This window comes from Vibrio sp. 2132-1 (assembly GCF_033344315.1).
Map to the genome: position 1 here is coordinate 377096 of NZ_JAWPON010000001.1, position 14815 is coordinate 391910.

Sequence of the window (14815 nt, forward strand, 5' to 3'; positions counted from 1 at the left end):
GCATTTTACTCGGCGACACTGACGCTCTTTACGCTCCTGTTCTACGCTTATTGCAAGCCAGCGAGAAAGCATGGTTAACAATAATAAATAGGGGGCAACATGAGCAAGCCAATCATCGCTGATAACAAGCCGATCAAAGTAGAGTTGAAAGCTGGGCAAGAATATTACTTCTGCCGATGTGGGCGTTCTAAAAATCAACCTTACTGCGATGGGTCTCATTCGGGAACCGGCTTAAAGCCAATGAGCTTTAGTGCGGAAAAAGACGAAGATGCCTATCTCTGCCAATGTAAGCATACCGCCAATGCTCCTTTTTGTGATGGTACACACAAGCGATTTACCGCAGAGCAAGTCGGTAAAGAGGGACCGGAACAAAAGCGAGAGAAAAGAGACAAACCAACGGCGTCTGCTACTCAAGAAGAGCCAACCCTCGAGTTTATCCACCAATTAGCGAGAGAAGGACTCTCTAAACTCGGTCATCATGGTCCGATGGCTGCAATGGGGGTTCCTAGGCATTTGCTACCACATTGGGATGCTATACAAATCATGGTGGCGCAAATGGCGACACAACCGTTGTTGGAAGACGTTCCTGTGTCTACCGAGTTGATTGTGGGACCAAACGCGCGTAAGCCGCTCAGACTCGCCATTCCTTTGTTGGTGTCGGACATGAGTTTTGGCGCACTTTCTGAAGAGGCGAAAATTGCACTAGCAAAAGGTGCAGAGTTGGCAGGGACTGGGATTTGCTCTGGTGAGGGTGGCATGTTACCGGAAGAGCAAGCCGCCAATTCACGGTATTTCTATGAGCTTGCTAGTGCTCAATTTGGCTACGACGAATCTAAGCTTCTTAATGTTCAGGCGTTTCACTTCAAAGGCGGGCAAGGAGCAAAAACGGGCACGGGTGGTCATCTGCCTGCAAATAAAAATGTAGGTAAGATCTCTCAGGTGAGAGGCATCCCCGAGGGACAACCAGCGATATCACCACCAACGTTCAAAGATCTTCACACTACTCACGATTTCAGAAAGTTTGCTGACAGAGTTCGTGGCATCACAGGCGGTATTCCAATTGGATTTAAACTCAGTGCCAACCATATTGAGCAAGACATTCAGTTTGCGCTTGATGCTGGGGCTGATTATATCATCTTAGATGGTCGCGGTGGTGGCACGGGTGCGGCGCCAACTATGTTCCGTGATCATATTAGTGTACCCACCATCCCTGCATTAGCTCGTGCACGTAAGTACTTAGATGAAAAAGGCGTAAGTGACCGTGTCACATTAATCATCACCGGTGGGTTGCGAGTTCCTACGGATTTTGTCAAAGCGTTGGCACTTGGAGCAGACGGAGTAGCGATAGCAAACAGTGCGATGCAATCGATCGGTTGTGTCGCGGCTCGCATCTGCAACACCAATAATTGCCCGGCAGGCATTGCGACACAAAATGCCGATTTGAGGCAGCGTCTCGACGTTGAAAAGTCATCCCAGCAACTGAAAAATTTCTTCGAATCCTCGGTCGAGCTCATGAAAGTCATGGCGAGGGCGTGTGGTCATCACGCTCTGAATGAATTTAGTCATCATGATTTAGCGACCTGGGATCACAACATGGCGAGGCTGTCTGGGATTAAGTATTCAGGTATGGACTTAAACTGATCTCTATCCATATTTTCTGCATATAGGTACATGTTTGATAACAATTATTTATTCGCTGAAATGTTTGAAATTTTGACTTGGCGTTAACTAAAAAAACAGTGTATGAACTACGCTGTTTGAGGTGGATATTCGATTTATTGAATAACAAAGAGTGGTTACCACAACCACGACACGAAGGAGCATTATATGAGCAAAGCAAACGGCGGTTCGGTAGGTAAATGTCCAGTTATGCATGGTGGGCAAACATCTACAGATAAGTCGGTGATGGATTGGTGGCCGAATGCCTTGAACTTAGACATCCTGCATCAACACGACTCCAAAACCAACCCATTTGGTCAGGACTTTAATTACAAAGAAGAACTGAAAAAGCTAGATGTCGAAGCACTTAAAAAAGATTTAAAAGATTTAATGACTGATAGCCAAGACTGGTGGCCTGCCGACTGGGGACACTACGGTGGTTTAATGATCCGAATGGCATGGCATGCAGCGGGCAGTTATCGTATTGCGGATGGCCGTGGCGGTGCTGCTACAGGCAACCAACGCTTTGCTCCTCTCAACTCTTGGCCAGATAACGCCAACCTCGATAAGGCTCGACGCCTTTTATGGCCAATCAAGAAAAAATATGGCAACAAACTAAGTTGGGCAGACCTGATTGTCCTTGCCGGTAACATGGCGTACGAATCCATGGGCTTTAAGACCTTTGGCTTTGCGTTTGGACGAGAGGACATCTGGCACCCAGAAAAAGACACTTACTGGGGCTCTGAGCAAGAATGGTTAGCCACAAGTGACGCTGATAACAGCCGCTACTCTGGTGAGCGAGATTTAGAAAACCCGCTTGCTGCGGTAATGATGGGTCTTATCTATGTGAACCCTGAAGGGGTAGACGGTAACCCAGATCCTCTCAAAACAGCACATGACATGCGAGTGACCTTTGCGCGAATGGCAATGAACGATGAAGAAACCGTCGCGCTCACAGCTGGTGGTCACACGGTGGGTAAGTGTCATGGTAATGGTGATGCCGCAAACCTTGGCCCAGAGCCCGAAGCAGCAGACGTTCATGAGCAAGGTCTTGGCTGGATTAACCACAAAACACGTGGTATTGGCCGTGACACGGTAACGAGTGGCATTGAAGGTGCTTGGACAACGCACCCTACACAATGGGACTACGGATACTTCCACCTACTATTTAAGTATGACTGGGAACTGAAAAAGAGCCCAGCTGGCGCATGGCAATGGGAGCCAATCGACATTGAAGAACAAGACAAGCCTGTCGATGTTGAAGACGGTTCTAAGCGCTACAATCCAATCATGACCGACGCCGATATGGCGCTCAAAATGGACCCTGAATATCGTAAGATTGCAGAAAAGTTCCAAAATGACCCTGCGTACTTTGATGACGTTTTTGCTCGTGCCTGGTTTAAGTTGACACACCGCGATCTAGGACCAAAATCATGTTATTTCGGCCCTGATGTGCCAAGCGAAGATCTTATTTGGCAAGACCCAACGCCCGCAGGTAAGACAGACTACGATGTTGATTTAGTAAAAACAAAAATCGAAGCAAGTGGCCTATCCATTAGTGAGTTAGTAAGTACGGCGTGGGATAGTGCGCGTATTTACCGTGGCTCTGACCGCCGAGGCGGTGCAAATGGCGCGAGAATTCGCTTGGCTCCGCAAAAAGATTGGCAAGGGAACGAACCTGAACGTCTAAGACGTGTTCTTGCGGTGTTAGAAAAAATAGCAGCAGAAGAGGGCTGTAGTGTTGCAGATGCTATCGTGCTTGCTGGTAACGTAGGTATTGAACTGGCTGCGCGTGCCGCAGGTCATGATGTTTCCGTACCATTCGCGCCAGGCCGAGGTGATGCCACCCAAGAGATGACGGATGTGGAATCGTTCGAAGTACTTGAGCCTGTTGCTGACGGTTTCCGAAATTGGTTGAAGAAAGACTACGCGGTTAAGCCAGAAGAGCTTTTATTAGATCGTGCTCAGCTTATGGGGCTAACGGCGCCAGAAATGACGGTACTTATCGGTGGTATGCGCGTTCTAGGCAGTAACTACGGCGGTGGAAAAGAGGGCGTATTTACTGACCGAGTCGGCACTTTGTCGAATGATTTCTTCGTGAACCTTACTGACATGGCATATGCGTGGCAACCAGTAAGTGCTAATCAGTACGAAATCCGTGATCGTAAAACCGACGCTGTGAAGTGGACGGCAACCCGTGTGGATCTTGTCTTTGGTTCAAACTCGATCCTGCGTTCGTATGCGGAAGTGTATGCGCAAGATGATAATCAGGAAAAATTCATCCATGACTTCATCGCCGCATGGACGAAAGTCATGAACGCGGATCGTTTTGACTTGCAATAAGTGAAACGATGTTCATCGATAGATGCGTAAACAAAGTTGATGAATAAGTAAGAGAGGCGGGCGAAAAGCTCGCCTTTTTCTTTACCTATCTTTTTACTTTGATTGTTACTTTGATTGAAAATTAAGCTCATTTGAACCATAATAACCGGACCATATGAACCACAGGAGCTTGATATGGCAACTGCAGCATTAAAAAGCTTCAAACCGAAACAACCTCATAAAGCCAATTTCTGGTTTATGTTGGGTATTGAAGACGCTGAAACAGGTCGCACTGATGCGGTTCACAAAGGCTTTGAGCCAAAGGTGTATCGCAATATTGTTGAGCGTGTGAAGCTTTCTCAGAGTGAGTTTCAAAACGTCACATTGATACCTGTTAGCACGATCAAGCGTCGTCTAAAAAACGATGAGCGCTTCAATACGCAAGAAAGTGATGCAATCTATCGATTAGCGATGTTATTGAAACTCGCGACAGAACTGTTTGACGACGAAGAGCGCGCGTTAAAATGGATGAGAGAGAATGTGTATGGCTTAGGTGGAAAACGTCCACTTGATATGGTCTCGACCACGGTGGATTTTGAAATCGTAAAAGATTTGATCGGCCGTTTAGAGCACGGGGTATTCTCGTAATATGAAGCTCTATCGTCTCACACAAAAGAAATTTGCTGACACGCCATTCAGCCCCGTTGGCGCAAAGTTATTTGGAGGGCGATGGAACTCAAAAGGAACCGAAGCCCTCTACTTCTCTGAATCGGAATCCCTTTGCTCGTTGGAAGTGTTTGTGCACGTAAACAACGATCCTGCTATCACCAAACTTTACGATTTATATCGTATTGAAATGCCAGAATACCTCATCGCCACCTTAGATGAAGAAGATCTCCCTGTGACGTGGCGAGCAATACCGGCGAGCGAGTCTACGCAGTACATTGGTGATCAGTTTCTCAATGATCCTCATCCAGAGTTTGCCGCGCTGCAAGTGCCTTCAACGATTTCACCTCGTGATAAAAACTACGTGGTGAATCCAAATCATCCCAAAATGAAAGAGATCATCAAGAAAGCCGAAAAGCTCGATTTCGCGTTTGATCCGCGCATTTTCAAATAGACGCCTAGCTTTGTCTTGCTTTAAAGCATTCAGCGCTTACCTGAGATAAGCGCTGAAGCATAAAAGTTTATTTCCTTGGTTATTGTCGATCGTAAGTGAACTGTTGCGCTTCATTTGTAGTGTTGAGGTAATGCCCAAGCACCAACTCAGCACCTTTGTAAGATAAATGGCTGTCATCCGTATACATCGCATTGTTTGCTCCAACTCTCATTCGACATACGCCATTTCTGCAAATGGCATCGGTCAAGTCGACAAACTCAACGTGCTCAAATTGCTCAAAGTAGTTCACTAACTTCGCCACGTTTTGAGGGTGATGTTGTTTGGGAGAAAAGTCGCAGGCAGACTCTTCTGTCTCGCCAAACAAACGCGCTTTCCAAAGGCATTCTCCTACCGCAAACGGTGCAGAAGGGGTTGGACCGAAAACGACCACTTCCTTTCCTTTCAGTTCATTCAATAATTTGGTTAATGATGCTTCATAATCGGCTTGTGAAAGCTCTTTATTGAAATTAGAAGAGATAACAACGCGACGAATGGAAGGGGTACTTAGAATTGTATCGACAGCCTCATTGAAGAACTGTCGGCAAGAAATTGAGCCAGCAGCTTCTAGGATGTCGACATAACCGACCGCACAGGAATCTTGAGTAAGTTGCACCACGCCAGTTGGTGTTACTTCAGATAGACGCTTCACGTAAACCATGCTGTGACTATTGCCTAACACAGCGATGGCGGGCTGCGGCGCAGACGAGCACACATCGTTAACGTTGGTGTTGCCGTTGCAATCTAAACCATAACCGTTGTTAACGCGCATGGCCTCGAAAAATGCGCTTCTTTCTGGAAAACCACCGTTTTGATGACCGATAACGCCGAGCGTTAGCAAGGGCAACGTCAACAACACAATAACCGCGGACACAGTGCGCATGCTCATGGCTTTTCGGCTACGGAACGGCTTTTCAATAAAGCGCCAAGTGAAGTAAGACAGTACAAAAAGAGCGATAACGTAAAGCGGGATATTGACGTCTTGTGTTGTGTCCAACACGTAGCGGTAAAAGACAAATAATGGAATGTGCCACAAGTATAAGCTGTAGCTGATTAAGCCGACGAACACGACCCACTTTAGGCTCAGTAATCTACCGCAGACATTGCCTTTAGAGGCAAACAAAATCACCAACGCGCTACCGATGACCGGCACCAGCAGCGTAATGCCCGCGCCATCTTGCGATTTTTCAAACAAAAGCGCGGAAGCCAATATCAAAACGATGCCAATGGTTGCTAGAGTATCGTTAGATTGAACTTGGACTTTTCTCATCACTAATGCGAGTAATGAACCGGTTGCCAGTTCCCAAGCACGAGAGAAGATCATGTAAAAAGCGAAATCAGGATCGTTGCTCGCGTAGACAATAGTCATCAAACTCAGCGCAAATACCGCGATGAAAAAAGTCAGGTAAAACGCGTTTTTGCCACGAGCGAGTAGCATGAGTAGCAAAGGAATGACAATGTAGTATTGTTCTTCAACGCCCAAGCTCCAAGTGTGAAACAGCGGGTTGGCTTGATCTTCTAAACCGAAGTAATTGTGGCTTTTCAAATACAGAAGAATGTTGGATGCGGAAAGAATGGAAGACACTGCGAACTGACCAACGTCTTTGTGTGCTTGCGGCAAAAATAGCCACCAAGACATCAAATAGCTGACGGCGATCACCACTAGTAAGAGGGGGAGTATGCGACGAATGCGTCGCTCATAAAAATCACCAAGGCTGAACTTCTGGTTTTCTAAGTCGTTAATCACGATGGTAGTGATCAAATAGCCGCTGATCACAAAGAACACGTCGACGCCAATAAAGCCACCAGCGAATTGCTCAACTCCTGCATGAAACAAAATCACCAACGTGACAGCAATCGCCCTTAATCCGTCTACTTCTGCTCTGTAAGTCATATCGTGTTGCTCCAACATTCCGTTTAATGAAGTAGAGCAAAATATGAACCAGAAATAATGTTTATTTAAATCAGTGCCTTAAAGTGATTGTCAAAATGAAAATGCTAGGTGGGTTAACGAATTCCCAAATTGAATTTCAATATGGAAAACCCATAAAGAATGATCTTAAGAAGCGCTAAATCAAAGAACGTAAAGCGCGAGGCACTTAGACTTCATTGAAAATGATTACGCTAAAGAAACGATGACAGAGAATACGATTCAGGAAAAAATTGCCAGCTTTACTTGTATCGAAGAGGCTTTGGATTACTTCGACATCGAGTTTGATAGCCGATTTATCGAAAACAACCGAACCGAGTTGGTTAAGAGGTTTAACGGCTACTTAATCCTCACTAAACCGGATGATTGGTTTTCAGGTCGTCGTGCTTTAAAGAATGCTTACTGTAAAGTACAACGCAGTTTGCTCAGTAAAAAGACGCGCTCTGCGTGTCGAGGTTGTACATCTTGTCAAAGACGTTAATTCTGATGGCTTGCCTAAAAAGAACCCTGCATCTTGGCGTTACAGGGGGAAGAGCAAGGTTCTTTTGGTTTCGCTATTGGTTTGTCGCGAGTTGCGAATCAGCTTTACGTAGATGAATTAACCCGCGTGGTACGCAGGGTAGTCCACTAAGCCTTTTTCACCGCCGCCGAACAATGTGGCAGGGTCATGTTCTGCCAGTGGATAGCCATGCTTGATGCGGCTTGGTAAGTCGGGGTTTGCAACAAACGGACGGCCAAAGCCAATCATGTCAGCTAAACCACTTTCGATCGCGTGTTGCGCCTTTTCATCGTTGTAACGACCGGCATAAATCAGTGTACCTTTGTACGCCTCACGAACTGCGGTTTTAAAGTTGTGCGGAGTGTCTGGCGCGTCGTCCCAATCTACTTCTGCAATGTGAATGTAAACCACATTGAGTTTATCAAGCAGCGCTGCAGCGGCGGTGTAGGTTTCGACTGGCGTACTATCAACGGTGCCATTTAACGAAGTGAATGGCGCAAGACGAACACCAACACGCTCAGCTCCAATGGCTTGCGTCATCGCTTCTATCACTTCACCAAGAAAACGCAGACGGTTTTCAATAGAGCCACCGTATTCATCGGTGCGGTTATTCGCTTCAGAATCGATAAACTGGTTAACCAAGTAGCCATTCGCTGCATGAAGCTCGATACCATCGAATCCGGCTTCTATCGCGTTTAGTGCGGCTTGGCGGTACTCTTCAATAACGTTCTTGATGTCTTGTTTGGTCATTTCACGTGGCTCAACCACGTCGACAAAGCCCGGTTCGTCTGTGCCGTTATCGACAAATACTTTCACGTTTTCTGCTTTTAGCGCAGAAGAAGAAATAGGTTGCTCACCGCCAATGTTATCAGGGTGAGTCACACGACCAACGTGCCACAATTGCGCGAAGATAGTGCCGCCTTTCTCGTGCACTGCATCAGTTACTTTTTTCCAGCCAGCAATTTGCTCTGGGCTGTAAATGCCTGGTGTCCATGCATAGCCTTGACCCATTGGCGAAATTTGTGTGCCTTCAGCAACGATTAGGCCCGCTTCAGCACGTTGAGCATAGTAGGTCGCCATCATGTCGTTAGCGATATTACCTGGTTGAGAAGCACGAGAACGCGTCATCGGAGGCATAACGATACGGTTTTTTAATGAGAGAGAGCCAAGTTGAATGGGTTGAAATAATGCGTCTGTCATAGGAAACCTCGTTATTTTTGAGTTTGGATGAGCTCGATTTGGTAACCATCGGGATCTTTAATGAACGCGATGTGAGTTTCTCCGCCTTTCATTGGACCTGGCTCGCGAGTAACGTTGCCACCAAGCGCTTTAATTTTTTCGCAAGCGGCGTAAATATCTTCAGACCCCAGTGCCATGTGTCCGAATGCGTTACCCAAGTCGTAACTGTCGGTGTCCCAGTTATAAGTTAGCTCGATGGTCGCGCCATCTGGTTGATCAGGGTTACCAACAAACACCAGTGAGTAACGGTATTCTTGGTTTTCAAAACGATCCAAAACACTCATTCCCAGAACTTTTGTATAAAATTCGATAGATTTGTCTAGGTCAGCTACACGGATCATCGTGTGGAGAAACTTCATAAGTCGCCTTTTCATAACGTTGCGTAATCACTATGCAAACCATATCGCCACTCTAAATAAACTGGAAATTATCGTTAATTATTAAAATGATTATTTAGTGTTATGAAAAGCGAGGTTGCTGGCCCTGCAACATGCAAACAAAGATTACTCGCCGTTTCTTTTTAATTGTTGGCATATGCTAATTACTCTTTTGAGAAACCGAGTAACTATCATGTCCACAAACAGCTACTGTCATTACACTCACGAATATCATCATCAATGTGCGGTTTGTTCTTCAATTAATGTGAATCCGAACTCTTTGGCCGTGAACTACCAATACCTAGCCGATGGTTCTGTTGTCGGAGAGTTTCACGTTTTACCGCGTCATCAAGGTTACACAGACCTGTTGCATGGTGGTATTGCCAGTTCGCTTCTCGATGGTGCAATGACGCATTGTTTGTTATCTAGAGACATTCAAGCCCTTACGGCGCAGTTGGATGTGCGCTACCATGCACCTATTCAGTTAGATGATCGAGTCACGATTACTGCACACTGTGAAGGTGAACGACGCGGTATATATCAACTGGTGGCTCAATTGCGGGTCAATAGCGAAGTTAGAGTGACGGCTAAAGGGAAGTTTATTCGTCCTAAAAAGGCATAAATAAAAACGTGTTCTACGGAGAGGCAATGAAGAAATTTGATGAGCTGTATGCAATTGCGACGAGAAAATCTCAATATGACCAAACCAACACTTGGTTTAAAGGCGTAGAGACTTATCTGGAGGCCATTGGCAAAGAAGTTGATGAAGTCCGCGAAGAGATTCGTGAGGATCGCCTTTGTCATTTGGAAGACGAGTTAGGCGATGTGTTGTGGAACTATCTTAACGTATTAAAAGCGCTGGAAAGAGAAAAGGGTATAGATCCTGAGAAAGTACTCGAAAGAGCCTGCAACAAATACGATCAGCGTGTATCTGCGATTGAGTCGGGACGCAGTTGGGATGAGATAAAACAGCAGCAGAAACAAGCCTTGAACGCAGAGCATGAAGCCGCGCAGTTAGAAGATGTAAAGAGCCAATAACTGCGCTTGGTATTGAAAGGATAGGTTAATAGAGAATACCTAGTCAGCCCTTGGAGCTGTTGACCAACAGTAGGTCACAAGGTGGTTGATCAAGTAACGTGTCTACAGTGCTGCCAGACCAAAATTGAGATGACATGCTTCGTTTACATGCCCCCATAATCAAAATCGCTGCTTGTGATTGCTTAACTGCTTTTGGTAACGCCGTTTCAGGGTTTCCTTCCGGTAATAGTAATGGAACTCGCGTTAACTTTTGCGCAGTAATAAAATCTGTAATGCCTGCTTTTTGATTGCTTAATATCTCTGCACGATAGCGAGAGAGGTATGGCGCGACGTATCGGCAGTAAACGAGCGTCATTTTCCCGCTTAAGGTTTGTTCTAATTTTGAGCCTCGCGAGACGATGGCTTTATCTACTATCGACTTTTCATCCCCTCGATGAAGTGGGTCGATTGCACAAAGCATGTTGGCGTGAGAAGGCCATGAACGCTCACTCAGTAGCAACAAGTCGCAATCTTGTTGTGCTAGTTCTGTGAGCATCGTTTGAATCTCGTGTTTGTTAAAGTGTCCCACGAGCAGTAAGTCAGTGTGGTCAACAAGTCGTTTCGCAACTTGCTCAACCCAATGGCTCCCTTTGAAATGCTCGTAAGAGAGCGTTGGTGTTTCAAGCTCTTCTTCTTCACAAAGTTCGACAATTAATGCGTTGAACTTTAAGGTCCAAGCTTCAAACTCAGCTTGTCTTTTTTCTATATGGTCAGAGTTGAAACTGAGAAAATGAGCGAATGCGTGATCTTCACTTCGGCGATGGTCTTCCACTAAAACTACAATAGGCTGAGCCAGCGCTGTCGAAAATTGAATCACTTTACGAAGCACCTTACGACTTGGTAAGGCGGCCTGCTGAGTCAGAAAAAATACAGGTGCCATTGATTACTCCATTATCAAACAAGGCGAATGAGCCTGACACACATTCAAGTCTATACCATGAACTGATGCAGAGGCGTTTTGTTTCTGCGAGCGAAATATAAATTCCGCAATTAAGTCAACTATCGCCTAGAATTTTAACATCAAGAATTCATGCCTTCGGATAGCACATATCGTCAATACGGCGAATGTGGTAGTGAAAGCTATAGGTAAAAGTAATGATAGATTCCAACCAATTGCAAATTAACCGCAAAGTGCCACATTTGCTTGCTGAGATCATTAAAGCGATAGAATCGACCGAAGACTTGAGCTTTTTGAAAGACTATCAAGAAGCACAGATTGCGAACATTTTGGAATCGGTCAACATTGCTTACCGTAAGCGTGTCATAGAAGCAGTGCCGCCTGAGAAGTATTGGACGGTATTAAATTTGCTCCGATACGACACCGCCAAGCACATTCATCAATCACTCAATAAAGACTTACAACATGAACGCTTGGCGTACATAACGGATTCAGAACTGATCATCTTTGCGGACTTTCTACCGACCGAATTTGTAGATGAATACCTTATTGATCAAAGTGAAGAGTCTGTCGCGCATATCCAACAAGCATTGTCGTATGAAGACAACAAAGTTGGACGTTATGCCGAGCCTCACTTTCTGGTCGCAAACCCTAAAAACAGCGTAGGAGGCATCAAAACCGAGCTGCTAAAACGTGGGCAAAGTCCAGTGCGGTTGATTATTGTGCGTGATGCGAGTGGTGTGATTGGTACGATAGAGCCGCAAACCCTGTTGATGCACGAAAATCATATCAAACTTACCGACTTGACCGTAGTTACGCCAATTCTAGAAGATATTCAAACGATTCAAAGCGTCAGCAAACAAGTCTCGATTGATGGTGGAGCACATTGGTTTCCTATCATGGCTGGTGGCAAAATTATGGGCGTCTTGTCGATGGCGACCATCGCGATTACGTTGCGCGAACTCAGCCTACAAGCTGTAGTGGCAGAAAACGTACGAAGCGAAGAAGATTTGTTCACACCATTAAGCGTGGCGACAAGGTTAAGAGCACTTTGGCTAGTGATTAACTTGCTGACCGCTTTCGTAGCCTCCGCCATCATTGGGCTTTTTGATAATGTGGTCGAGCAAGTCGTTGCGCTTGCGATCTTAATGCCTGTCGTGGCGAGCATGGGCGGCATCGCGGGTAGCCAAACCTTAGCGGTGGCCATTCGAGGTATCGCACTAAACCACTTGCACCAAAGTAACTTGAAGCTATTGGTGAATAAGGAATTAAAAATCGCCACCATTAATGGCTTGATCATGGGATTAGTCATCGCGGGTGTCGTCTACATGGTGTTTGACTCTTGGCCATTGGCGCTTATTATCTGTTGTGCAATTTTCCTCAATAGTTTGGCGGCCGCGGCATCGGGGACGTTGATACCATTCACGTTGAAGAAGTTTAACATTGACCCCGCCGTGGCTGGCTCGGTAGTATTGACGACCGTTACCGATGTCGTCGGTTTCTTTGCGTTCTTAGGCTTAGGTGCCATTTTCTTGATATAGATATCCAATTGACGCGTTAACCATCAGAACCAATCGCACCACTTCCCAACCCAGTATTTTGGGCGAGCTTGCTTCGCTCAGCATTCCTCCGTTTTCCATAACCGATGAACACGTCGTTTCGGTTCTTACTTTGTAAATCTCTTCACTGCTCAGTTCTATTCCCCCAAATTTCCCACTACCGATCTCGCTTAACGCTGGCGTGCCAAATTCCAATTTCAAACGCCAGATGATGCCCATTTTCTTGGCTGTACACGCATTACTTCACTCAAACAAAAAATAAGGAAACAATTTTGAATAAACTCATCGTATTCTCTGGTGGTCCCGGTGCAGGGAAAACTTCGGTAATCGAACAGCTAAAAACACAAGGTTTTATCTGCGCGCCAGAAACCGGCCGTCAAATAATACAAACGCAGGTTGCCAATCACGGTTCAGCATTACCTTGGAATGACAAACAAGCTTTTCGAGACGAAATGATGAAGGCAGAAGTGAGCAATTACCGAGCTTTCAATGTCCACCAAGGGAATGTGTTTTTTGATCGCAGTATTGTGGACGTATATGGCTACAGTAAGTTGGAACAACTGCCAATCTCGCATGAGCTCATCACGCATTGCCAGACGCTTCGTTATCATTCTCAAGCATTCATTTTTCCACCGTGGACGTCGATATTCAGCAACGACGAAGAGCGAAAGCAAGACTTTTCTGAAGCGGTGGCTACGTATCAACAGATGGTCAACGCTTATCACAAATTTGGTTATCAATTGATCGAAGTGCCCAAAATGTCAGTCGAAGACAGAGTAGCGTTTATTCTCGGCTCAGTCATCGAACAAGGCTGAAAGATGATTGATGCAAACAAATGCGTAAGGCTATTGTGAGCACGACAACAATATGCGTAAAGGGAGTTATTTATACTGGATAAAATTCAATAACTTAATTGAGTGTTATGTCTTTTAAATATTTTACCTTATTGCTCGCAACGACGAGCATGAGCAGCTTTGCTGATGTAGGCCTGCCTTCGGGGGATGATTGGTTAAACCATGTGACGAATGGCCTAGCCCCATATTGGATGATGGAAAGCGCGCATGGACAACCTGCGGGGAATTTTCCGACTTTTCGTTGTGATAACGGTGTCATTCTCGATCCACAAAAGCCGTGTGGAGAATTAAACAAAGGGTGGATTAGCCCGCACTTCGATCGCGAATACACCCGCATGAAATCGCGCCAAACTTACGCTTATGGCGTGCTTTTTCATCTTACGGGTGACAAGCAAGCATTAGAGCTGGCAAAGAAAGGGGCTTATTACCTGATTGATCATCTACAAGATGAGAAAAACGGCGGCTTTGTGAGCTTTACGCGTAGTGGGAAACCGGGGATGGAGTGGCAACAACGAACTTCTCAAGACCAAGCATACGCCTTAGTGGGTTTGGCGATGTACTACTACTTGACTCAAGATCCAAAGGTCGAACAAGCGCTTATCGACCAGCAAGCGTTTATATTTAAACAATACCGACGAAGCGATGATCGCGGTCTGGCGTGGGTTTTGAAAGACGGTGATGGGGAAAGTGCGAAGCAGCAAGAGCTAGTCGCTCAACTTGACCAGATCAATGGCTATCTGTTGTTAACGGCGCCACTTTTACCAGAACCAGCGCAAGCCAAGTGGAAACAAGATCTGGAGTGGCTGACGCAAGTGATGCTGGATAACTACCACTCCAACAAAGAGCGGCGTTTTTATGGCGCGATACACCACAAAGCGGTAATGATGCCAGATGCGAAACACAATGATTTTGGACACACCATCAAAGCGTATTGGATGACGTATCTCACTGGTCAGTTGTTGGAGAATTCCAATTGGACAGAGTTTGGCTTCAAAGGAATGAAACACACACTTAAACAAGCGCAATACCAGCAAAACTTTGAGCAAGTCAAAGCGCGCTTCTCACCAGAAAGGCAGAGCTATGCTTCTCTTTGATATTATCCGACAAAACGTTAGAGTACTAGCTAATCGAGTACACAATGCAAATCTAGAATCATCTGGCTGCATTTTGATTGTTAATGTGAAGTATTTGAAAGTCGAAAGGGAATATGGGAAAGCTCCTCAACTATCTAGAGTTTCATTAGCA

At 45.7% G+C, this 14815-nt stretch carries 14 protein-coding genes and 1 pseudogene; 10 read left to right on the forward strand and 5 right to left on the reverse strand.

Annotated features, from left to right (window positions below):
- Positions 1-99: 99 nt before the first annotated feature.
- The 4 genes from R8N47_RS01510 (at position 100) to R8N47_RS01525 (ending at position 5101) form a co-directional block, all read left to right on the forward strand.
- Positions 100-1641 carry a glutamate synthase-related protein gene (locus R8N47_RS01510; RefSeq protein ID WP_064354734.1) on the forward strand — a complete coding sequence of 514 codons (1542 nt, stop codon included), beginning with the start codon at positions 100-102 and terminating at the stop codon, positions 1639-1641.
- A gap of 186 nt (positions 1642-1827) precedes the next feature.
- On the forward strand, positions 1828-4002 hold the full coding sequence (gene katG, locus R8N47_RS01515; RefSeq protein ID WP_064354735.1) for a catalase/peroxidase HPI: 2175 nt from the start codon (positions 1828-1830) through the stop codon (positions 4000-4002).
- A 174-nt stretch (positions 4003-4176) separates the two neighbouring features.
- A complete protein-coding gene (locus tag R8N47_RS01520; protein WP_017820987.1) occupies positions 4177-4629 on the forward strand; it encodes an antitoxin Xre/MbcA/ParS toxin-binding domain-containing protein in 453 nt (150 codons plus the stop codon).
- A gap of 1 nt (position 4630) precedes the next feature.
- The gene (locus tag R8N47_RS01525) at positions 4631-5101 is read left to right on the forward strand and encodes an RES family NAD+ phosphorylase (protein WP_005376497.1); all 471 of its coding nucleotides are present in this window, start codon (positions 4631-4633) and stop codon (positions 5099-5101) included.
- Positions 5102-5180: 79 nt separating this feature from the next.
- Here R8N47_RS01525 and R8N47_RS01530 read toward each other — a convergent pair whose 3' ends face one another.
- Positions 5181-7031 carry an acyltransferase family protein gene (locus R8N47_RS01530; protein WP_064354736.1) on the reverse strand — a complete coding sequence of 617 codons (1851 nt, stop codon included), beginning with the start codon at positions 7029-7031 and terminating at the stop codon, positions 5181-5183.
- 241 nt (positions 7032-7272) lie between these two features.
- Here R8N47_RS01530 and R8N47_RS01535 point away from each other — a divergent pair, with 241 nt between their 5' ends.
- A complete protein-coding gene (locus tag R8N47_RS01535) occupies positions 7273-7548 on the forward strand; it encodes a nitrogenase-stabilizing/protective protein NifW (protein ID WP_005376494.1) in 276 nt (91 codons plus the stop codon).
- Positions 7549-7665: 117 nt separating this feature from the next.
- Here the strand turns inward: R8N47_RS01535 and R8N47_RS01540 are convergent, their stop codons facing one another.
- Complete coding sequence (locus R8N47_RS01540) at positions 7666-8766, reverse strand: alkene reductase (RefSeq protein ID WP_005376492.1); 1101 nt, start codon at positions 8764-8766, stop codon at positions 7666-7668.
- 11 nt (positions 8767-8777) lie between these two features.
- Positions 8778-9164, reverse strand: coding sequence for a lactoylglutathione lyase (gene gloA / locus R8N47_RS01545; protein WP_005376490.1), 387 nt, complete (start codon positions 9162-9164; stop codon positions 8778-8780).
- A gap of 211 nt (positions 9165-9375) precedes the next feature.
- On the opposite strand from gloA, the gene R8N47_RS01550 reads away from it, so the two are divergent.
- Positions 9376-9804, forward strand: coding sequence for a PaaI family thioesterase (locus tag R8N47_RS01550; protein WP_005376488.1), 429 nt, complete (start codon positions 9376-9378; stop codon positions 9802-9804).
- Between the two features lie 26 nt (positions 9805-9830).
- Positions 9831-10220, forward strand: coding sequence for a MazG nucleotide pyrophosphohydrolase domain-containing protein (locus tag R8N47_RS01555; RefSeq protein WP_005376487.1), 390 nt, complete (start codon positions 9831-9833; stop codon positions 10218-10220).
- 43 nt (positions 10221-10263) lie between these two features.
- Here the strand turns inward: R8N47_RS01555 and R8N47_RS01560 are convergent, their stop codons facing one another.
- Positions 10264-11139, reverse strand: a complete 876-nt coding sequence (locus tag R8N47_RS01560) for a universal stress protein (protein ID WP_005376485.1) — start codon at positions 11137-11139, stop codon at positions 10264-10266.
- 215 nt (positions 11140-11354) lie between these two features.
- Between R8N47_RS01560 and R8N47_RS01565 the strand changes: the two genes are divergently transcribed.
- Positions 11355-12698, forward strand: a complete 1344-nt coding sequence (locus tag R8N47_RS01565) for a magnesium transporter (RefSeq protein ID WP_005376484.1) — start codon at positions 11355-11357, stop codon at positions 12696-12698.
- Here R8N47_RS01565 and R8N47_RS01570 read toward each other — a convergent pair.
- Positions 12675-12935 carry a hypothetical protein gene (locus tag R8N47_RS01570; RefSeq protein WP_005376483.1) on the reverse strand — a complete coding sequence of 87 codons (261 nt, stop codon included), beginning with the start codon at positions 12933-12935 and terminating at the stop codon, positions 12675-12677. The genes R8N47_RS01565 and R8N47_RS01570 overlap by 24 nt on opposite strands.
- Before the next feature lie 53 nt (positions 12936-12988).
- Here R8N47_RS01570 and R8N47_RS01575 point away from each other — a divergent pair, with 53 nt between their 5' ends.
- Together R8N47_RS01575 and R8N47_RS01580 are read left to right on the forward strand one after the other, a co-directional pair.
- Entirely contained in the window at positions 12989-13531 is a 543-nt protein-coding gene (locus tag R8N47_RS01575; protein WP_005376482.1) for an AAA family ATPase, read from the forward strand.
- Positions 13532-13638: 107 nt separating this feature from the next.
- A pseudogene (locus tag R8N47_RS01580) lies at positions 13639-14649 on the forward strand (AGE family epimerase/isomerase); the annotation flags it as partial.
- Positions 14650-14815 lie beyond the last annotated feature (166 nt).

Coding starts and splice junctions, on each gene's coding strand:
- R8N47_RS01510 (WP_064354734.1), top strand. CDS start 100: ATGAGCAAGCCAATCATCGCTGATAACAAGCCGATCAAAGTAGAGTTG.
- katG (WP_064354735.1), top strand. CDS start 1,828: ATGAGCAAAGCAAACGGCGGTTCGGTAGGTAAATGTCCAGTTATGCAT.
- R8N47_RS01520 (WP_017820987.1), top strand. CDS start 4,177: ATGGCAACTGCAGCATTAAAAAGCTTCAAACCGAAACAACCTCATAAA.
- R8N47_RS01525 (WP_005376497.1), top strand. CDS start 4,631: ATGAAGCTCTATCGTCTCACACAAAAGAAATTTGCTGACACGCCATTC.
- R8N47_RS01530 (WP_064354736.1), bottom strand. CDS start 7,031: ATGACTTACAGAGCAGAAGTAGACGGATTAAGGGCGATTGCTGTCACG.
- R8N47_RS01535 (WP_005376494.1), top strand. CDS start 7,273: ATGACAGAGAATACGATTCAGGAAAAAATTGCCAGCTTTACTTGTATC.
- R8N47_RS01540 (WP_005376492.1), bottom strand. CDS start 8,766: ATGACAGACGCATTATTTCAACCCATTCAACTTGGCTCTCTCTCATTA.
- gloA (WP_005376490.1), bottom strand. CDS start 9,164: ATGAAGTTTCTCCACACGATGATCCGTGTAGCTGACCTAGACAAATCT.
- R8N47_RS01550 (WP_005376488.1), top strand. CDS start 9,376: ATGTCCACAAACAGCTACTGTCATTACACTCACGAATATCATCATCAA.
- R8N47_RS01555 (WP_005376487.1), top strand. CDS start 9,831: ATGAAGAAATTTGATGAGCTGTATGCAATTGCGACGAGAAAATCTCAA.
- R8N47_RS01560 (WP_005376485.1), bottom strand. CDS start 11,139: ATGGCACCTGTATTTTTTCTGACTCAGCAGGCCGCCTTACCAAGTCGT.
- R8N47_RS01565 (WP_005376484.1), top strand. CDS start 11,355: ATGATAGATTCCAACCAATTGCAAATTAACCGCAAAGTGCCACATTTG.
- R8N47_RS01570 (WP_005376483.1), bottom strand. CDS start 12,935: ATGGGCATCATCTGGCGTTTGAAATTGGAATTTGGCACGCCAGCGTTA.